The organism is Vannielia sp. (assembly GCF_029212645.1).
GTDB lineage: Bacteria > Pseudomonadota > Alphaproteobacteria > Rhodobacterales > Rhodobacteraceae > Vannielia.
This window is the reverse complement of sequence record NZ_JARGND010000028.1, coordinates 1-19679: the sequence shown is the minus strand read 5'-3', so window position 1 is coordinate 19679 and position 19679 is coordinate 1. Positions and strand designations below refer to the sequence as shown.

Sequence of the window (19679 nt, the reverse complement as noted above, 5' to 3'; positions counted from 1 at the left end):
CTTGCCTATCAAGAACCGCCTCGCCGAAATGCATGACGAAATCACCGCGTGGCGACGAGACCTGCATGAACACCCCGAGATCCTGTTTGAAACCCACCGGACCTCTGGTCTGGTGGCGCAAAAGCTACGGGAATTTGGTTGCGATGACGTTACCGAGGGCATCGGGCGCACCGGCGTAGTGGGGGTGATCCGTGGAAAATCAAACACTTCGGGCAAGGTTATTGGGTTGCGGGCCGATATGGATGCGCTGCCGATCCTTGAAGCGACCGGGTTGGACTATGCCTCGAAAACCCCTGGCGCGATGCATGCCTGCGGCCATGATGGCCATACAGCGATGCTGCTTGGGGCGGCGAAATACCTTAGCGAAACCCGCAATTTTGATGGCACTGTGGTGCTGATTTTCCAGCCGGCCGAAGAAGGTGGCGGTGGCGGCAAGGAGATGTGCGACGACGGGTTGATGGAAAAATGGGGCATTCAGGAAGTTTATGGGATGCACAACTGGCCCGGCCTGCCGCTGGGCAGCTTTGCCATTCGTCCCGGCGGGTTTTTTGCCGCGACTGACCAGTTTGTCATTGATATTGAAGGTAAAGGTGGCCACGCCGCCAAGCCGCATGAGACGATTGACACCACGGTCATCGCCTCACACACCGTGCTGGCGCTGCAATCCATCGTGAGCCGCAACGTGGACCCGACGATGGAAGCGGTGGTTTCGGTGACGAGCTTCAAGACCAGCTCAAACGCCTTCAACGTGATCCCGCAGGGCGTGCAGATCAAGGGGACGGTGCGCACGCTCTCCCCCGAGGTGCGGGCGCTGGCGGAGCAGCGTTTGCCTGCTATCGCCATGAAAACAGCCGAAGTTTTTGGCGGAAAAGCGGAAGTGAACTACATTCGGGGCTACCCGGTGATGGTGAACACCGAGGCTGAAACCGAGTTTGCCGCAGGGGCGGCGATCGCGGTTACGGGCCGCTGTGACGAGGCGCCGCTGGTGATGGGGGGCGAGGATTTTGCCTATATGCTGGAAGAGCGTCCGGGGGCTTATATCCTGCTGGGCAACGGTGATACGGCCAGCGTTCACAACCCGGAATACAACTTTGACGATGATATCATCCCGACGGGCTGCTCGTGGTGGGCCGAGATCGTGGAGCAGCGGATGCCTGCGGCCTGAGCATGACCCCGTGGGTGATTTTTGCCGTTAATCGCAACGAGATCACAGCCACAATTCATGCACATCTGATGCACAACCCATGCGCATCGGGTTTTTGCAGGCAGGGTTAAGTTAACCGCGCGCGCTTAGCCGGTGATCCGGCCCGGCTGGTCTTTCAGCGGGCGGGCGCGGGCGGCTTGCTTGGCGAGGTTACGCTCTAGCAGCGCGACGTTGCGGATGTTGGCGTTATAGGCGGCGTCAAACACATCACCGACCAGCGGCACCGCGCCGATGGCCCAGTCAATCCCGGTGTTGAGCGCCATGAAGGCCAGGGCGCCGGGGGTTGCGCCCAAGCGGTGACTTTTCCAGATAATATAGAGCGAGGGCAGGGCGGCGGCGGTGTCACCGACCACGGGAACAAGCCCGAGGAGGCTATCAAGGCCCACATCAATTCGCGTGCCGGGAATGCGAAAGATCGCATCCATACGGCGGGCAAGGCTGTGAAGGCGCGCGATCTCATCTTCAATCGCCGGGCCGTGAAGGGGCGTTTCAGTGTCCATGGGGTATATATGGGATCAGCCGCACCAATGTGTAGGATTTTTACATTATTTTGCCGGGAGGGGGACAACGCCGATGCGGTTGAGTATGCGCTCCAGCTCTGATCTGGCGGGGTCATGCGCCTCGGCAACCAAGGCATCGAACCGGGAGCGCAGGCGGGTTTTTTCGCTGCCGCGGCAATCATTCCACGGGCGGCCCTGAAGGCCCATTTCGATGACGTAATAGCTGATGAAATGGGGGCGGGTGCCGGTGGACAGGAGACGCCGGTAGGTTTCATCGGTGCCAAGGGCGGCGAGCTCTTCGGCAGAGTGGATACCGGCGCGCGCGCAGGCGCTTTCCATCGCGGGGCCGAGATTGCGGATCGAGGAGACGGGGCTGGTCATGCGGGTAGCCTAGCCTGCGGGATCGGGCAAATCGAGGGGCCATGTGGGCCGGTGGTGACAGCGGGTGTCATCAAGGTTGCGAGGTGGAGGGCTTACCGGATGAACCTGAGGTATATCCGAAAGATTTGACGTGGATTCAGCGGTCTGCGGGCGCGCGATTGCATGCGCCCGCAGGTTGTTTTTGTGATGGTGGCGGCGCTGCTCGCCGGGGCCAAAGGCACGAGGCAAAGGGTTTGCAGCTTCAAGCCATGTGGGTTTGGGGCGGCTTTAGAGCATGTTGCTCAAAAGTGGGAACCGGTTTTGAGCTTCTCGAACATGCGAAATCAATAAGTTAGAGCGTGTCGCGTGAATTCGAATGAACGCGACACGCTCTAGAGTGCGGTGATTTTGGCGCCGTTGGTCAAGCCGTTGATCTTGTTGATGATGCTTTGGGCATTGATGCCGTGGGCGCGATACATGTCGCCGATGGTGCCGGTCTGGCCAAAGTGCTCGACCCCGAGGGGAATCGTTTGATGGCCTTGCACCGCCCCGAGCCAGGAGAGCGTTGCGGGGTGGCCGTCGATCACCGTGATAAGGCGGCAATGGGGGGGCAGGTCTTGCAGCAAACGTTCGACATGGCTGGTGGCATCGTGCTGGCCGCGCGCGCGGGTCCTTTGCGCGGCTGTCCAACCGGCGTTCAACCGATCTGCGGAGGTTACCGCCAAGACACCAACGTCACGGCGGTGTTCGGCCATGGCGCCTGCCGCGCGGATCGCCTCGGGGGCTACCACCCCTTGATAGGCAATCACCACCTCGCAATTGGGCCCCGGACGGCGCAGCCAATAGGCCCCGTCGATGGCGCCTTGTTGCCAATCGGGATCGGGGCGTTTGCCGGGCTGTTCGATTGGGTTTGTCGACAGGCGCAGATAGACCGATCCGCCGGTTTCGTCGCGCAGCCATGTGCGTTCGTCCGGGTTGCCGGTGCCATCGCGCTGGAGATAATCAAACGACCACTGCATGATTGCTGCCAATTCATCGGCAAAGGCAGGTTCAAACGCCGCCAGCCCGTCCTGGCTCATCCCGATCAGGGGGGTGCCGATGGATTGATGCGCGCCGCCTTCCGGCGCCAGCGTGACGCCCGAGGGCGTGCCGACCACCATGAACCGGGCATCCTGATAGCAGGCGTAATTCAACGCATCGAGCCCGCGCGAGATGAAGGGATCGTAAAGCGTGCCAATCGGGATCAGCCGCTTGCCAAACAGCGAATGCGACAGCCCCGCCGCCCCCAGCAGCAGGAACAGGTTCATCTCCGCGATGCCCAGTTCGATATGCTGGCCCTTTGGGGTAAATTCCCATTTCGCGGTTGAGGGAATGCGGTGTTCGATGAAGGCATCGGCCTGTTCGGCGCGGGCAAACAGCTTGCGGCGGTTGACCCACGGGCCAAGGTTGGTGGTGCCGGTCACGTCGGGCGACATTGTGACGATGCGTTCGGCCAGATCACTGTCACCCTTGGAGAGATCATCGAGGACTTTGCCAAAGGCCATCTGGGTTGAAATCTCGCGGCCGGAGGGCAGCGTGATTTCGGGGACGGGCAGGATCGCATCGGTGAAGCGGCGGCGGCCCTTTTTGAAAAACGGCACCGTCTCAAGGAAGTCTTGCAGCGCGGCGGGGTCTGGAACGGCGGCGAATTTATCCCACTCCTGCCCTTCGGGCACGGCCATATGCTGTTGCCAGTCGGCCATCTGGTTTTTGGTCATCAAGCCGCCGTGGTTGTCCTTGTGGCCGGCGATGGGGGTGCCCCAGCCCTTGATGGTATAGGCCAGAAAACAGGTGGGGCGGTCATCGGTGACGCTGGCAAACACCTCGGCCATGGTTGCCACACAGTTGCCACCGAGGTTTTCCATCAGCGCGGCAAGCTCATCATCCGAGCGCCTTTCGATCAGCGCCGTGACCGGGCCTTGATCGCCCAGATCCTCCATCAGCCGTTTGCGCCAAACGGCGCCGCCCTGATAGGTCAGCGCGGAATATTGCTGGTTTGGGCAGGCGTCGATCCAGTCACGCAGGGCGCTGCCTCCTTCCTCCTCAAAAGCGGCGCGCTGCAAGGCTCCGTATTTCACGCGGATGACATTCCAGCCGAAGGCATCAAATATCTTTTCGACCCGCTCGAACAACCCTTCGCGCACCACACCATCAAGTGACTGGCGGTTGTAATCAATGATCCACCAGCAATTGCGCAGGTCGTTCTTCCAGCCTTCTTGCAGGGCTTCGTAGATATTGCCCTCGTCCAGCTCGGCATCGCCCACCAGCGCCACATGACGGCCCGGCGACAGATCACCGCCCCAGTCCTTGGCCATCAGGTAATCCTGCACGATTGACCCGAAGGCGGTGATTGCCACGCCGAGACCCACGGACCCGGTGGAATAATCCACATCGTCCACATCCTTGGTACGGCTGGGATAGCTTTGGACGCCTTCGAACCCGCGGAAGGCTTTCATCTTGTCCAGCGTCTGATTGCCCATCAGGTATTGCATGGCGTGGAAGATCGGCGAGGCATGGGGCTTGACCGCCACGCGATCTTCGGGCCGCAGCGCGGAAAAGTAGAGCGCCGTCATGATGGAGACCATCGACGCCGAGCTGGCCTGATGACCGCCGACCTTGATCCCATCTACCTTGGGGCGAATGTGATTGGCGTGGTGGATCATCCAATGCGACAGCCACAACAGGCGGTTCTGAATGGCGTTGAGATGGGCTGTATCAGAAATCATTATTGGTCCTTGCGCCGATAGCTTGCTTTGGCGCGATGCTACCACCACTATAGCCACTGAATTTTGCTTTTTAGGCGACGGTTTGAGAGGGTATAGAGTGACAAACACTACGATAATGGATAAACGTGATGACTATCGCCAATCTTGATTCCTATGATGCGGGCATCCTGCGGGCCCTTCAGCGCAACGGGCGCGCCACGATCAATGAGCTGGCCGACGTGGTTGGCCTCAGCCCGTCTCCGGTGGCGCGCAGGCTGCGTATTCTGGAGAAGGCCGGGGTGATCACCGGCTATGCTGCGCTGATTGACGAAGCGGCTTTGGGGTATGAGTTTTCGGTCTTCATTTCGGTCAAGCTGGAGCGCCAGGTGGATGATGCACTGGCCAGTTTTGAAGCGGCCGTGTGCAGTTTCCCCGAAGTGGTGGATTGCTGGCTGATGACGGGCAACCGGGACTATTTGCTGCGGATTGCCACCCGAGGGCCATCGGACTTTGAGCGGTTTCTGACCAGCACCTTCACCAAGGTTCCCGGCGTTGCCTCCATTGAAAGTTCGATCCCGCTGCGGCGTGTGAAAGAGGGCCTTTCGCGCACGCTGGAACGCTGAGTCGGGGTGCCGGATTTCCTGCAAATTATGCGCCGCTTGGCGGTGGAGGGCGTGGCGGGCCGGGGGCCGTGGCCTTGGGTTGCACGCCAAACTGGGGCGGTTTGGCCGATGTTCATCGTTTTGCCGCACTCTTGCTTTTCAAGGCTCGCCAGATCACAACCGAGCGGAACTTTGGGAGAATGACCATGAGCGCGCGTGTTTACGTTTTGAACGGGCCAAACCTGAACCTGCTGGGCAAACGGCAGCCGGAGATTTATGGGCATGACACTCTGGAGGACGTAGAGGCCGCGTGCCGGACGCTGTGTGAGCGGGCCGGGGTTGAGCTTTTTGCGGCGCAGTCAAACCACGAGGGCGGGATGGTTGAGCTGATCCATGCGGCGCGCGAAGACGGGCTGGGGATTGTGATCAACGCCGGGGCCTATACCCATACCTCGGTGGCGATCCTTGATGCGCTCAACGCCTTTGAGGGGCCGGTGATGGAGGTGCATATTTCCAATGTTCACCAGCGCGAAAGCTTTCGCCATCACTCCTATATCTCGGCCCGTGCCGACGGGATCATCGTGGGGTGCGGGGTGCAGGGCTATGAGCTTGCGGTGCAGCGCCTCTTGCGGATGACGGGCAAGGGCTGATTGGCCCAAAGGGCGGTTGTGCCGGGCGAGTTTATTGCCCGTTGAGGGTGGCCGTTTCGTGGGGCGGTTTGTGTGACGCGCAAGAAAAGTGCAAGTGGCCACCGGGCTGCTTTGCAGGTAAGCGCCAAGGCATTCCTGGCCAGTTTCCAGCGAAAACGCCCAAAAAACCCGCGTTTGCCCATTGTAATGCAATCGCGTGCTTGGTTTAGTCCTGATCACAGGGAGAGGCCGCTGGGGGAAGTGGCCACAACTGACCAAAACACAGGAGCGGCCTTGCAGGACCAGCCCACCAAAGACGCCTTCGTGGAGTTCGAACGCGTCCAGAAAAGCTACGACGGCGAAACGCTTGTCGTGAAAGACCTCAACCTCTCGATGCCAAAGGGCGAGTTTCTGACGATGCTCGGCCCCTCGGGCTCTGGCAAAACCACTTGCCTGATGATGCTGGCCGGGTTCGAGACGGCGACCCACGGCGATATCCGCCTTGATGGCAGGCCGATCAACAATATCCCGCCGCACAAGCGCGGCATCGGGATGGTGTTTCAGAACTATGCGCTGTTCCCGCATATGACGGTTGCGGAGAACCTTTCTTTCCCGCTGGAGGTGCGTGGCCTCAGCAAATCGGACCGCGAAGCCAAGGTGAAGCGCGCGCTCGATATGGTGCAGATGGGGGATTTCGGCGGCCGCCGCCCGGCGCAGCTTTCGGGCGGGCAGCAGCAGCGGGTTGCTCTGGCGCGGGCGCTGGTGTTTGAGCCGGAGCTGGTGCTGATGGATGAGCCGCTGGGCGCGCTTGACAAGCAGTTGCGCGAGCACATGCAGTTTGAGATCACTCGGCTTGCGCATGAGCTTGGGATCACCACCGTTTACGTGACCCACGACCAGACCGAAGCGCTGACAATGTCAGACAGGGTGGCGGTGTTTGACGATGGGCGCATCCAGCAGCTTGCCCCGCCGGACGAGCTTTATGAAGCGCCGCAAAACAGCTTCGTGGCGCAATTCATTGGCGAAAACAACACACTGGAGGGCGTTGTTAAATCGCTTGAAGGCGATGTGGCGATGGTTCACCTTGATGGCACCAACCATGTGGTTGAGGCCAAGGCGGTGAATGTTTCGCAGGTTGGCGAGCGCACCCGCGTGTCGATCCGCCCCGAGCGGGTCGAGACCGACCCGGAGCGGCTACAGGATGAAGCCCATACCCTGAACGCCGAAGTGCTCGAATTTATCTATATGGGTGACATCTTTCGCACCCGGTTGCGTGTGGCGGGCAATGATGACTTCATCGTCAAAACCCGCAATGCCCCCGATACGGTGCGCCTGAAAAAGGGCGAGACGATCAGGATCGGCTGGCTCACAGAGGATTGCCGCGCGCTCGACGCTTGAGCGCGCCCGCCCGCACGTTGCCTGCCCGAGGCGCGGATCGCGGTACACAAAAACGGGCACGATAAAACAAGGAGAGTATCTGTAATGAAACTTAAATCTGCAATCGCGGCCTCCACCGCTCTGACCCTCGTGGTCAGCGGTGCAGCCTTCGCCGAAAGCCATGGCAACATGGCCGACAGCATGGTTCTCGTTTCCTGGGGCGGTGCCTATCAGACCAGCCAGCAAAAGGCCTATGTTGAGCCCTATCTGGCGGCCAATGAAGGCGTGACGGCCACCTGGGACGAAAGCTCCAACGAAGCCGTGGCCAAGCTGCGCGCCATGAACGAAGCCGGCAATGTGACCTGGGATCTGGTTGACGTTGTGGCCTCTGACGCCATTCGCCTGTGCGACGAAGGCCTCGCCATGGAGTATGACCCCGACGAGCTGCTCCTTGATGCCCCCGATGGCACCAAGGCCTCTGAAGACTTTGGCGATCTCATCGTCTCTGATTGCTACATCCCGCAGATCGTTTACTCGACCACCTTCGGCTACCGCACCGACATGGTTGGTGACACCCCGCCGACCACCGTGTGTGACGTGTTCGACACCGAAACCTATCCGGGCAAACGGTCGCTCGAAAAGCGCCCGATCAACAACATGGAGTGGGCGCTGATCTGTGACGGCGTGGCCGACGAAGACGTTTACGACGTGCTGGAAACCGAAGAAGGCCAGGCACGCGCCTTCGCCAAGCTCGACACCATCAAGGACGATGTCATCTGGTGGTCTGCCGGGGCTGACACGCCGCAACTGCTCGCCGATGGCGAAGTGGTGATGGGCTCAACCTACAACGGCCGTCTGTTCTCGCTGATCGAGGAGCAGGACCAGCCGGTTGCGATGCTTTGGGATGCGCAGGTCTTTGACCTTGACGGCTGGATCATTCCTGCCGGTCTGCCCGAGGATCGTCTGGCGCGGGTGATTGACTTTGTGAAGTTCGCCACCGACACCCAACGCCTTGCCGATCAGGCCAAATACATCTCCTACGGTCCTGCGCGCAAATCGTCGGCTCCGCTGGTTGGCCAGCACGCTGAACTGGGCATCGACATGGCGCCGCACATGCCGACCGATCCGGCCAACGCCAAGCACACCTTCCTCTACAACTACGAGTGGTGGGCTGATTACCGTGACGATCTGGACGGCAAGTTCCAGGCGTGGCTCGCACAATAAGCCGATAGGCCAGTGGGGATTTCCCCACTTTGAAAATGGAGCGGCCCCTCGCATGGGCCGCTCCCCACCAGGAACATTCGGGGGACGCGACCCATGCCCAAGGGCTACATCATCGGACATATCAAGGTGAACGATCCGGAGGGCTACAAGGCCTATATCACCGGCGACACACCGATCCTCCATGCGCTTGGCGGGCGTTTCATTGTGCGCGGGGGGCAAAGTGAGCATCCCGAAGGTGACGTGCCGGATGGGCAGCGCCATGTGGTGATTGAGTTTGACAGCTACGAGCAGGCGAAGAAAGCCTACTACGACGCTGATTACCAAGAGATTTCCCTGATCCGCAAAGCCACCGCCGAAAGTACGCTCATCCTCGTTGAGGGCCATGATGAGTGAGGCGACCGACACGTCTGGCCCGGTTCTTGCCGCTGATGGCACGCCTCTAAAACGCTCGCTCGCGCGGGCCTTGCGCCGCCAGAAGCTGCGCGCACTTGGACTGGTTGCGCCGCTGCTGCTTTTTGTTCTTGTGACCTTCATCGCGCCGATCGCGGATATGCTGTTTCGCTCTGTCGAGAATGACATTGTTGCCGATACGCTGCCGCGAACCGTGGTTGCCCTGAAAGACTGGCGGTATGACGGCGGCGAAATCCCCGATGAGCCGGTTTTTGCGGCGCTTTACGCCGATCTCGCCGTTGCGGTGGAAAAGAAAGAGCACACTCGGCTCGGCTCGCGCCTGAATTACGAGACAACGGGCACCTCCTCCTTGTTTCGCAAGACGGGCCGCCGTGTGGATGACATTGGCGAGCACTTTCAGGACCAGCTCGAAGGCCTTGATGACGCTTGGAAAAACCCCGAAACCATTGCCGCGATCTTTGCCGCTGATCCAACAGCCGAGCGCTACCGCCCGCGCGATGGCGTTGCCGCGATGCTGCCGCGGGCAAGCGCCGCTTACGCAAAATTCGCCGCCTTCACCGAAAGTGAGGGCGATGTTGCGGCTGAAGAAAAGCCGTGGGAGCTGATCTACGCCGAGCTTTATGCGGACCTCACCGCTGGGCAGGGCGCGCCCTATGAAGGCCCCGAGGCCGCGCTGGTGCGCGCCGCCGTTGCCGCCGTGCCCGGCTTTGAGCCGCTTTCCTTCAAGGAGGCCTTCATCGAGGTTGATGACGGCTGGGAGAGCGTTGAGATTTGGGGCACGATCAAGGCCTATAGCCCGCGCTACACGCCGGGGTATTTCCTCAACGCGGTGGACATGCAGCTTACCCCCGAGGGGATTGAGCGCCAGGACGAGGGGCAGCGCATTTACGGGCTGTTGTTCAAGCGCACGCTGTTCATGAGCCTTGCGATCACCATCTCCTGCATTCTGCTCGCCTACCCGGTGGCGTGGATCCTTGCAAACCTGCCCATGCGCACCGCCAACCTTTTGATGATATTGGTGCTTTTGCCGTTCTGGACATCGCTTTTGGTGCGCACCTCGGCGTGGAAAGTGCTGTTGCAGCAGCAAGGGGTGATCAACGATATCATCGTCTGGCTGGGGCTGGGCAAGTTCATGGTTTGGGTGGAAAACGCATGGAATTGGTTTGGCACCACGGTTGGCTTTATTGATCCGGCGATGCTGGTTGATTTCGCCTCAAACGAAGGCCGGTTGACGATGATCAACAACCAGTTCGGCACCATCGTGGCGATGACCCATATCCTGCTGCCCTTCATGATCCTGCCGATGTACTCGGTGATGCAGACCATCCCGCCAACCTATATGCGCGCCGCCAAGTCGCTTGGCGCCACCAACTGGACAGCCTTCTGGCGCGTTTATTTTCCGCAATCGGTGCCGGGGATCGGAGCGGGGTCGATCCTCGTGTTTATCCTTGCCATTGGCTATTACATCACGCCCGAACTGGTGGGCGGCACCACCGGCACGTTTATTTCCAACCGGATCGCCTATCACATCTCCAGCTCGTTGAACTGGGGGCTGGCCGCGGCTTTGGGGGCGATCCTGCTGGCGGCGGTGCTGCTGCTTTATTGGGCCTATGACAAGATTGTCGGCATCGACAACGTGAAGCTGGGGTAGGGGAGACTGCCATGAATGACGTAACCCTCACCCATCCGGGGCAAAAGCCCATCTGGTTTGCCGCCGGTGTGGTTGGCCTTGCCGGGGCTTTCGCGGGCCTCTTTGTGGGGGCGGCCAATGGCAACGGGCTGGCGGGCCTGCTCATTGGGGCCGTTGCGATGGCGGTGATCGCCGCCGTTGCCGTGCTTCTGGGGCGCAAGCTGGAATTGCCGCTGCGGCTTGCCATTGCGGCGGCGGCGGTGGTGCTGGGCTATTTGCTTGGCGGGATTCCGGGGCTGATCATCGGGGCGGCTTTTGGCGCGTTCTTTGGCTGGTTCATCTACTGGATCGGCTGGGGCCGTTACCGCGCCAAGCTGGTACCCTATCTCACCCCGGCGCAGGTGTTTTGGCATTATGGGTTTCGGGTGCTTTGCGGCTGTATCTTCTTCTTCCTGGTCGCGCCGATCGTGGTGGTGATGCCGCTTTCGTTCAACGCGGAAGACTTTTTTACCTTCACGCCGGAGATGCTGGCGCTTGATCCGGCGGGGTATTCGCTGAAGCACTACCGGGACTTTTTCACCAACAGTGACTGGCAGCAGGCCTTGATGAACTCGGTCAAGATCGCGCCGCTGGCAACGCTGCTTTCGGTCACCTTTGGCACTTTGGCGGCGATTGGCCTGAGCTCGGAGCATGTGCCGTTTCGCCGGGCGATGATGGCGGTGCTGATCTCTCCGATGATCGTGCCGCTGATCATTTCGGCGGCGGGGATGTACTTTTTTTACAGCCGGATCGGGCTGCAAGGCACCTATTTCGGGGTGGTGCTGGCCCATGCCGCGCTTGGCATTCCCTTCGTGATCATCACGGTGACGGCCACCTTGGTGGGGTTTGACCGCTCACTCACCCGCGCCGCCGCGAACATGGGCGCAGATCCGGTGCGCACCTTTTTCAAGGTGCAGATGCCGCTCATTCTGCCCGGTGTGATCTCGGGGGCGCTGTTTGCGTTCATCACCTCGTTTGACGAAGTGGTGGTGGTGCTCTTTGTTGGTTCGGCGGGCCAGAAAACCTTGCCGTGGCAAATGTTCATCGGCCTGCGCGAGCAGATTTCCCCTACGATCCTTGCGGTGGCGACGATCCTTGTGGCGCTCTCCATCGCGCTGCTGACGACCCTTGAGTTGCTGCGCCGCCGGTCGGAGCGGCTGCGGGGGATGTCTCCGGGGTGAGGCAAGCCTTGGGCGGCGGGCCGCGCCAGGGGATCACGGGAGCAGGGTGAGCCAGCCGAGGGCTGTGAGCATCGTCAACCCGGTTGCAAGCAGCACCGCAGAGGCCGCGACCCGCTTGGCGCGGCTATACATATGCGCAAAGATATAGGTGTTGATGCCGGGGGCCATGGCGGCGGTTATGGTGGCAGAGCGCAGCCCGTCCTGACCGAGGCCAAAGGCATTGCCGAGGGTGAAGGTGATGAGCGGATGCAGCCCGAGCGAGAGCGCACAGATGAACAGGGCGATGCGCAAATCCCCCTCGGGTTTGTAGCGCACCAACACACCGCCAAGGGCAAAGAGCGCTGCGGGCAGGCCCGCACGCGCCACAAGATCGGCCCCGTCGATCAGCACCTGGGGCAGCGACAGGCCGGTAATGTTGACCACCAGCCCGGAGAGAATGCCAATGATCAGCCCGTTGGAAAACACGCCCTTTGCCACCCGCTTTGGCAACGCCGCCAGCGGCGCGCCGCGCGCGCGGACCAGTTCCATCACCACGATGCCGATCGTCAGCAGCGAGGGCGCGTGCAGCGCGATGATCGCGTAGTTGCCGGTGAGCGCATCGGCTCCATAGGCGCGCTCGGTGATTGGCAGGCCGAGCAGCAGAGAGTTGGAAAAGGCCGCACAAAACCCGATCACCACGGCATCTTCCCAATCGCGGCGAAAGAGAAACCGTGCGCCAAATACCCCGGCCAGGAAGCCGGTGAAGGCGCCTGCGTAAAATGGCACCAGAAGCGCCAGTTGAAAGCCAAGTGCGAGATCCAGCCGGGTCATCGCCATGAACAGCAGCACGGGGATCGCGTAGCTTTGGGCAAAGCTCATCAGCATATCCGCGCCCTCGGCGGGGAAGCGCAGTTTCCACACAGCGAGGTAACCTAGCCCGATCACCAGAAAAACCGGCAGGATCACGAAAGTGAGGGCGCTCATGTGGTTTGCGGCGTATCGGCTGGGAGGGTTAGAACCATTCCGTCATAGGCGGGGGTGATATGGGCCGGGGTTTCGGCCTCGACCGTGGCATAATCCAAGTCGATATGCATGTTGGTCAGCACGGCGCGGGTGGGGGCGGCGCGGGCGATCCACTCCAGCGATTTTGCCAGATGCGCGTGCGAGGGGTGCGGAGTGCGGCGCAGCGCATCCAGCACCCAGATATCAAGGCCATCCAGCACTGGCCAAACGGCTTCGGGGATGTCGGACACATCGGGAAGGTAAGCCAGCCCGCCAACGCGGAAGCCAAGCGCATCAATGCGCCCGTGCTCCACCTCGAACGGGGTCAGCGTGATCGGCCCGCCCGCGCCCTCGACCGTGAAGGCGCCATCAATGGCGCGCAGGTCCAGGATTGGCGGGTAATCAGAGCCGGGGGGCTGCACGAAGGCATAGCCAAAGCGCGACAGCAGGTCATTGGTGGTATCGCCATCGGCCCAGACCTTTACCCGCGATCTCATGTTGTAAACGACCATTCGCAGATCATCGAGGCCGTGGGTATGGTCGGCGTGGGCGTGGGTGTAGGCAACCCCGTCAAGTGCGCCGACATGCGCATCAAGCAATTGCGAGCGCAGGTCTGGCGAGGTGTCGATCAGCACCCGCGTGGTGCCGCCAGTGCCGACACGCTCGACCAGCATTGAGCAGCGGCGGCGGGCGTTTTTGGGGTTTGCCGGGTCACACTCGCCCCAGTTGTCGGGCAGGCGGGGCACGCCGCCGGAGGAGCCGCAGCCGAGGATGGTGAAGCGATAGTCATTCATGGCTGCCACCCGGCGGCCTTGGCGAACAGGCGGTCAAAATTGGCCTGTGTCGCGGCGGCGAAATCCTCATACGGCAGGCCAAATACCTCGGCCCCGACGCGGGCGGTGTGGGCCGAATAGCCCGGCTCGTTGCGTTTGCCGCGATGGGGCGGCGGGGCAAGGTAGGGGCTGTCGGTTTCCACCAGAATGCGCTCAAGCGGGGCGCTGGCGAAGATATCGCGCAGCTCCTGGCTTTTGGGGAAGGCGGCGATGCCTGACATTGAGAGGTAAAACCCAAGGTCCAGCGCGGCGCGGCCCAGTGCGGCTGAGGAGCTGAAGCAATGCATGACGCAGCTATAGGGGCCAGCCTCATAGCCTTCGCGCAGGATCGCCGCCATATCATCATCTGCCGCGCGGGCATGGATGATGAGCGGCAGGCCGGTTTCACGCGCGGCATCAATATGGATGCGCAGGGACTGTTGCTGCGCCTCGGCGCTTTCGGCGGTGTAGTGGTAATCCAGCCCGGTTTCGCCGATGCCAACGAATTTGGGGTGTTCGGCCAGTGCCACCAGTTCGTCAACACTGGCCATGGGCTCTTCGGCGACGCTCATCGGGTGGGTGCCTGCGGCGAAGAACACCGGCGCATGGGCCTCGGCGATGGCCTGCACCTGCGGCGCGTTGCGCAGCCTTGTGCAGATGGTCACCATCCGGGTGACGCCCGCTTCGGCGGCGCGGGCGATCACATCGGGCAGCTCCCCCTCGAAGTCGGGGAAATCCAGATGGCAGTGGCTGTCGGTAATCTCGGCAGGCATTGAAGCTCCGTTGTCTCAGAGGTGCATTTCGTGGGCGGCCTCGGAGATCTTGAGGCAGATATCGGTGATGAGCGCGCCCGCGTCAAGGTTCACCGCCTGCCCGGCGCGGGCGCGGGCACCGAGGGTTGCGGCCAGTTCGGCCCAGGCGCGGGCGCGGCGGGTATCGGGGGCAAGGCGGGTGAGCAGGGCGGCCTCGCCGGGCGCGGCCTCGGGGGCAGGGGGGCCGGCCACGCCGGTGCGGGCGGCGCGGGCGAGGAAAGTGTCGATCAGGCGCACGGTCAGGCGAAAGCGGTCTGCGGCATCGCGCCCGCTGGCCTTGGACGCCATGGTGAGCACTTCGGGGCGCGACAGCTTTGGCAAATCGCGCAACAGCGCGACGAGGGCCGCATAAAGCGCCAGCCCCTCATCGTCGATCAGTTGCAGGGCGGTGGCGACCGAGCCTTCGGCAAGGGCCGAGAGGGCGGCGCGGGCGGCCGGGTCTTCGGGGGGCTCGGCCCCGGCTTCGCGCAGCGCGGCAATGAGCGAGGGTTCCGAAAGGGTGGCGCATTTCAGCACCTGGCAGCGCGAGCGGATGGTTGGGAGCAGGGCGGCAGGGGCGTGGGAAATCAGCAGCAGCACCGTGTTGGCAGGCGGCTCCTCCAGCACTTTGAGCACTGCGTTGGCGGCGGAGGCGTTCATCTCGTCGGCGCTGTCCACAATCACCACCCGGCGGGCCTGTTCTGCGGCGGAATGGGCGAAGAACCTCTTCAGATCGCGGGCGCTTTCAACGTCGATCACGGTTTTGAGCCGCTTGGCCTTGTGGTCCCACGGGCGGCGCAGCAGGAAGAGGTTGCCTTCAGAGCCTGCCGCGATGCGCCGCGCGACGGGGTGCTCGGGCGAGGTTGCAAGGGTGTCGGGGCGTTCGGGGGCGCCGAACAGCCCGTCATCCTCGCCAAGCGGCTGGGCAATGAGAAACCGCGCCAGACGCCATGCCAGCGTTGCCTTGCCAATCCCGCGCGGCCCGGTGATCAGCCAGGCATGGGGCATCCGGCCGGAATTGAAGCTGTCCAGAAACCGCGCTTCGGCGGCGTCCTGGCCATAGAGGTTTTCGGTGCGGCGCGGGTGCGGGTAGCTGCCAAGGCGGTCTGCCTCAGGCAGCTCTTCGGCCACGCCAAGGGCGGCGGCGCTCATGCCAGCCGCTCCTGCGTGGCGGCGATCAGATCGGGGGTGATTTCGGCCGGGGGGCGGGAGGCATCAACCAGCCGGCAGCGGGAGGGGTATTCTGCGGCCAGCGCCTTGAACCCGGCGCGCAGGCGGTGCTGGAAGGCCGCGCCTTCTTCCTCAAACCGGTCTTCGCCAGAAGCGCGCGCCAAGCCGCGAGACAGGGCGACATCCGGGTCCATATCAAGGATCAGGGTCAGATCCGGCTCGCGCTGGATTGCCAGCTTGTGCAGCGTATCGACCAAGGCGCGCAACTCACCGCGCGCGGCGCCTTGATAAACCCGCGTGCTATCGGCAAACCGGTCTGAGATGACGACCTTGCCCGCCGCAAGGGCAGGGGTGATGACCCGCTCCAGATGGTCACGCCGCGCGGCGGTGAAGAGCAGCGTTTCGGTTTCGCCAGACCAGCGATCGGGCGCGCCTTCTACCAGCAAGCGCCGGATTTCCTCGGCTCCCGCAGAGCCACCCGGCTCGCGTGTGAGCACCACCTCGCGGCCCTCGCCCTCAAACCAGGTGGCCAAAGCCCGCGCCTGGGTGGATTTCCCGGCGCCGTCAATGCCTTCGAGTGTGATGAAGAACCCGTTCATGGGGTGACAGTATCCCGCTCGAACGGGGGGCGCAAACGACGAAACCGCCAATCTTTTGATCGCATGAGGTTGAGGAGGCGTGGAGCGGGGCGGGGGCCGCCGCACGCCGTTTTGCGATGCAAGGATCAGGCTAAATTTCGCCACCCTGCGAGGTTGTTCAAAAGACGGTGCTGAACGGTGAAGGGCACAGCGGCGGTGGTGCTCAGGGCCGGATTGTCGCGCGCCTGCCGGTCAACCACCCCGGACCAAGCGCCGTGGCACGCCCCGCACTCAAGATTAGGGGCGCGCGGATCAGGCCCCTTAAAGGGGAGAAGACTGCGCGGAGAATTGCTCCATCAACACCCGGGCGGCGGTGCGCAGGCGCGGCAGGAAGCCGCCCTTGGGCACGGCGCGTTCGGCCACCAGCGGCACTGTGATCGGGGCCATCTCGGGCAGGGTGAGGGTGAGGGTCGCCACCTCTTGCCCGGCCTCAAGCGGTGCGCGCAGGGGGCCTTGATAGGTGACCTCGGCCTTCACGTTGTTTTGCGCCAGCGCGGGCAGCAACACGCTGAGATCCTTGGCCAGCACAAGGCCTACCCGATCCTCGGTGCCCATCCAGACCGGCGCGTCGGCCAGCCGCTTGCCTTCCTCGGCGACGGTCTTTTGCACAAACTGGCGGAACGCCCAGTTGGTGATGTTGATCGCCTCTTGCTTGCGCGCCGCCTCGGATTGCAACCCGGTGATCACAAAGATGATCCGCCGATTGCCCTGCTTGGCTGAGCCAACAAGCCCATACCCCGCCTCAGAGGTGTGGCCGGTTTTTAGCCCGTCAGCGCCAATACCCAGCCCCAACAAGGGGTTACGGTTGTTGTGATTGGTCGGCACGCGGCCATCGAACTCAAACGTTTTCATCCCGAAATAGCCATAATACTCGGGGAATTCGCGGATGAAGCGCATCGCCAGAATGCCCAGATCGTGCATCGACATGCGCTGATTTGGATTGGGCCAGCCGCTGGAATTGGCAAAGGTGGAGTTTTCCATCCCCAAATCCTTTGCGCGCTCGTTCATCAGCCGCGCAAAGCCTTCTTCGGTGCCTGCCAGCCCTTCGGCCACCACAACGCAGGCATCGTTGCCCGATTGCACGACGATGCCCTGGATCAACTCTTCCACGGTGGGCCGGTCGGTTGTGTTGAGGAACATCGAACTGCCCTGCATCGCCTTGGCACGCTCGGAAACCGTGAAGGTGGTTTCCATCGTCACCCGCCCGTCGCGCAGCGCCTCAAACAGCATGTTCAGCGTCATCAGCTTTGACATGGAGGCCGGGGGCAGGGGGGTGGCGGCGTTTTTTGACAGTAGGAGGGTGTTGGTGGTTTCGTCCATCACCCAAGCGGCGCTGGCGCGGGTTTCAAAGGCGTGAGCGGCGGTGGTGGAGATGAGCGCCGCGAGCGCAAGGCCAAGCGGTGCGCGCAGAAAACGTGTGATCGGGCGAAACATGAAGGGGGCCGGTCCTTTGTGTTTTTCAGGCCCTTGCCCAGGGCCGGGGATGTGATGAAACAGGCGAGCGGCTGAAATGCGCCCGGCTTAGTTCGTCACAAAGTAAGCGTCCTGGAAGCCCATTGCCTTCACTTTCTTGAGAAGCACCTGGCGATCGGCGGAGGACTGCGCAGGGCCGATGACCACGCGCCAGAATTTCTTGCCACGGCTCTCCTGGGCATAGACCGTCGGAACGATCCCGGCCTTGCGCATGTTGGACGCTGTGCGGCTGGCATTTTCCTCAACTGAGAAGATACCGATCTGGATGTAGTTCTTGCCAGAGGGCTTTTGGGCTTTGGGTGTTGTGGCCGGCGCAGGGGCGGCGGCCTTGACCACCGGCATGGAGCTGGCGGCAGGCGCGATTTCGGGTGTGGCCATGGCCGACAGCGGCGCGGGAGCGTTGGCCGGTCCGGCGGCGGCGATCACCTCATCGGCCTCCTGGCGGCGCGATGGCTTGCTTTTCAAGCGGTTCCAGAAGCCCTTCTTGGCCTTTGTGTTGGTTTTGGCAGCGCCATCGGCGGCGGCAATCGTTGTGGCCTCACCGATTTTCACCGCGCCCTCGGTGCCGGTTTCTGCCGCGTCGATGGCAGCCGCAGCGGCGGTTAGCGGTGCGTCGAGCGATTTTTGCTCAATTGTTTCAGGTGCTTCAATCGTTTCGGCCATGACGGCTGCGGCGGGCGCGGCTTGCGGAACTTCTTCACGGACCAGCGCCACAACCGAAAGATTGGTGGGCGCGCCGGGCAAAAGCCCCAGCGCATTGGCCGCATCCGAGCTGACCTGAAGTTTGGGGCCAGGATTGTCGCGTTCGCGCTTGAAGAGGGCGCCGATCACCGATTTGCCGTTCTCGGGGTTGCGAACAAGCACCCGCTCGGGGTCTTTCACGCTGGGATGCGCCACCCAGACGCCGCCCAGCGAGGGGCGACCATCCCACAGGCCGGCTTCCTTGGCGGAAAATACATCGGGCGCTTCAACATCGCGCTCAACCAGCTTGGCCTGCGCCGGACGGCCGGCAGCCGCCGTGGCTGGCCCCTCGGCTCCGCGCCCGACGTTAAATCCAGTCCCGTCTTCACATCCGGCCACGGCCAGAACCGTTGCCGACAGAATACCCATGTGAAGGAGTTTGCCCTTGCCCATGCTTCGCCCCTTTGTACGCTTTCGCCGGGCTTTTTGCCTCGGTCGCGCTTGTTCCTCGCCGGTTTGCCCGGCTGATCTGCTCTGCGTCACCTTACACAGAGCGTGGAGTCTTGGGAAGCCTCTCGCGAATGGATGCGTAAATTTACGCATGGAGGGTGTTGCCTTTTTCCACAAGGTGAGGAAGGTAGCGCCCCAGACCCGCGCCGGAGGAGTGGCAGAGTGGTCGAATGCACCGGTCTTGAAAACCGGCGTGCGTGAAAGCGTACCGTGGGTTCGAATCCCACCTCCTCCGCCACTTGCCCTTGAGAAGTGTTCTCCCGATCCGGCTGCGGCCGGATTTTTCCGTTATATTCAAGGGTTATGCCGGAAGGGCTGAGCACCGGCCTCGGTGACGGGTGGCCTGGAAGCATTTTCTCGGGGCCGATATTCTCTGGACCTGATGACTGCGCCGTTTTGGTGCAGCGCCTGTAATGCGTTGACCATTAAAGGGTTTTCCTTGTGTCGAAATTGCACTTCGACGCCGGTCTCGTTCGGTCAGATGGACCTGAAATCGGAACTCGTCGCGGCAATAGCAACGGGGTGGCCCACTCGCCAAGATGGGATGGGCCCCCGCCTGCGTGCCGACATCGTGCCCACGCGCTGCCCGTTACTGTTCCCTGGCGATGTCCCAGAACAGCCGCTCGTCGATCTCTGAGCTACTCCCCAATCTTTGGACAGTTTCCGACACTTCCTAAGCTACTCTTTGCTCCTGCTGATCGGTTTGGTTTCCGTCTTTTCTC

Annotated in this window: 18 protein-coding genes and 1 tRNA gene; 9 read left to right on the top strand and 10 right to left on the bottom strand. The window is 62.1% G+C overall.

The window, feature by feature from the left end; all coding sequences use genetic code 11:
* Position 1 precedes the first annotated feature (1 nt).
* Entirely contained in the window at positions 2-1165 is a 1164-nt protein-coding gene (locus tag P1U55_RS10330; RefSeq protein WP_301047498.1) for a M20 aminoacylase family protein, read from the top strand.
* A gap of 125 nt (positions 1166-1290) precedes the next feature.
* Here P1U55_RS10330 and P1U55_RS10325 read toward each other — a convergent pair whose 3' ends face one another.
* The 3 genes from P1U55_RS10325 to P1U55_RS10315 form a co-directional block, all read right to left on the bottom strand.
* Entirely contained in the window at positions 1291-1704 is a 414-nt protein-coding gene (locus tag P1U55_RS10325; protein ID WP_301047497.1) for a DUF4112 domain-containing protein, read from the bottom strand.
* Between the two features lie 45 nt (positions 1705-1749).
* On the bottom strand, positions 1750-2085 hold the full coding sequence (locus P1U55_RS10320; protein ID WP_301047496.1) for a TfoX/Sxy family DNA transformation protein: 336 nt from the start codon (positions 2083-2085) through the stop codon (positions 1750-1752).
* Between the two features lie 371 nt (positions 2086-2456).
* Entirely contained in the window at positions 2457-4829 is a 2373-nt protein-coding gene (locus tag P1U55_RS10315; protein WP_301047495.1) for a 1-deoxy-D-xylulose-5-phosphate synthase N-terminal domain-containing protein, read from the bottom strand.
* Between the two features lie 128 nt (positions 4830-4957).
* Here P1U55_RS10315 and P1U55_RS10310 point away from each other — a divergent pair, with 128 nt between their 5' ends.
* The 7 genes from P1U55_RS10310 (at position 4958) to P1U55_RS10280 (ending at position 11901) form a co-directional block, all read left to right on the top strand.
* On the top strand, positions 4958-5431 hold the full coding sequence (locus P1U55_RS10310) for an Lrp/AsnC family transcriptional regulator (RefSeq protein WP_301047494.1): 474 nt from the start codon (positions 4958-4960) through the stop codon (positions 5429-5431).
* A 185-nt stretch (positions 5432-5616) separates the two neighbouring features.
* Positions 5617-6060, top strand: a complete 444-nt coding sequence (gene aroQ, locus P1U55_RS10305; protein ID WP_301047493.1) for a type II 3-dehydroquinate dehydratase — start codon at positions 5617-5619, stop codon at positions 6058-6060.
* Between the two features lie 273 nt (positions 6061-6333).
* Positions 6334-7437: an ABC transporter ATP-binding protein gene (locus P1U55_RS10300; RefSeq protein WP_301047492.1), complete on the top strand. Its 1104-nt coding sequence runs from the start codon at positions 6334-6336 to the stop codon at positions 7435-7437.
* An 84-nt stretch (positions 7438-7521) separates the two neighbouring features.
* Positions 7522-8640: an extracellular solute-binding protein gene (locus P1U55_RS10295; protein ID WP_301047491.1), complete on the top strand. Its 1119-nt coding sequence runs from the start codon at positions 7522-7524 to the stop codon at positions 8638-8640.
* A 93-nt stretch (positions 8641-8733) separates the two neighbouring features.
* Complete coding sequence (locus tag P1U55_RS10290) at positions 8734-9033, top strand: DUF1330 domain-containing protein (RefSeq protein WP_301047490.1); 300 nt, start codon at positions 8734-8736, stop codon at positions 9031-9033.
* On the top strand, positions 9026-10702 hold the full coding sequence (locus tag P1U55_RS10285) for an ABC transporter permease (RefSeq protein ID WP_301047489.1): 1677 nt from the start codon (positions 9026-9028) through the stop codon (positions 10700-10702). The genes P1U55_RS10290 and P1U55_RS10285 overlap by 8 nt, the downstream gene beginning before the upstream one ends.
* 11 nt (positions 10703-10713) lie before the next feature.
* Positions 10714-11901 carry an ABC transporter permease gene (locus P1U55_RS10280; protein WP_301047488.1) on the top strand — a complete coding sequence of 396 codons (1188 nt, stop codon included), beginning with the start codon at positions 10714-10716 and terminating at the stop codon, positions 11899-11901.
* A gap of 33 nt (positions 11902-11934) precedes the next feature.
* Here the strand turns inward: P1U55_RS10280 and P1U55_RS10275 are convergent, their stop codons facing one another.
* The 7 genes from P1U55_RS10275 to P1U55_RS10245 form a co-directional block, all read right to left on the bottom strand.
* Positions 11935-12864, bottom strand: coding sequence for an AEC family transporter (locus P1U55_RS10275; RefSeq protein WP_301047487.1), 930 nt, complete (start codon positions 12862-12864; stop codon positions 11935-11937).
* Positions 12861-13676, bottom strand: a complete 816-nt coding sequence (locus P1U55_RS10270) for an MBL fold metallo-hydrolase (protein WP_301047486.1) — start codon at positions 13674-13676, stop codon at positions 12861-12863. Before P1U55_RS10270 ends, P1U55_RS10275 begins: the two co-directional genes overlap by 4 nt.
* Positions 13673-14467 (bottom strand): TatD family hydrolase, encoded by a 795-nt coding sequence (locus tag P1U55_RS10265; protein WP_301047485.1) that lies wholly within the window; start codon positions 14465-14467, stop codon positions 13673-13675. The genes P1U55_RS10270 and P1U55_RS10265 overlap by 4 nt, the downstream gene beginning before the upstream one ends.
* A 15-nt stretch (positions 14468-14482) precedes the next feature.
* Positions 14483-15637, bottom strand: a complete 1155-nt coding sequence (locus tag P1U55_RS10260) for a DNA polymerase III subunit delta' (protein ID WP_301047484.1) — start codon at positions 15635-15637, stop codon at positions 14483-14485.
* On the bottom strand, positions 15634-16254 hold the full coding sequence (gene tmk / locus P1U55_RS10255) for a dTMP kinase (protein ID WP_301047483.1): 621 nt from the start codon (positions 16252-16254) through the stop codon (positions 15634-15636). Before tmk ends, P1U55_RS10260 begins: the two co-directional genes overlap by 4 nt.
* Positions 16255-16554: 300 nt before the next feature.
* Positions 16555-17727, bottom strand: a complete 1173-nt coding sequence (locus tag P1U55_RS10250; RefSeq protein WP_301047482.1) for a D-alanyl-D-alanine carboxypeptidase family protein — start codon at positions 17725-17727, stop codon at positions 16555-16557.
* An 87-nt stretch (positions 17728-17814) separates the two neighbouring features.
* Positions 17815-18900 carry an SPOR domain-containing protein gene (locus tag P1U55_RS10245; protein ID WP_301047481.1) on the bottom strand — a complete coding sequence of 362 codons (1086 nt, stop codon included), beginning with the start codon at positions 18898-18900 and terminating at the stop codon, positions 17815-17817.
* A gap of 205 nt (positions 18901-19105) precedes the next feature.
* Between P1U55_RS10245 and P1U55_RS10240 the strand changes: the two genes are divergently transcribed.
* Positions 19106-19195: transfer RNA gene (locus tag P1U55_RS10240), tRNA-Ser, on the top strand.
* The last annotated feature ends 484 nt before the right edge of the window (positions 19196-19679 follow it).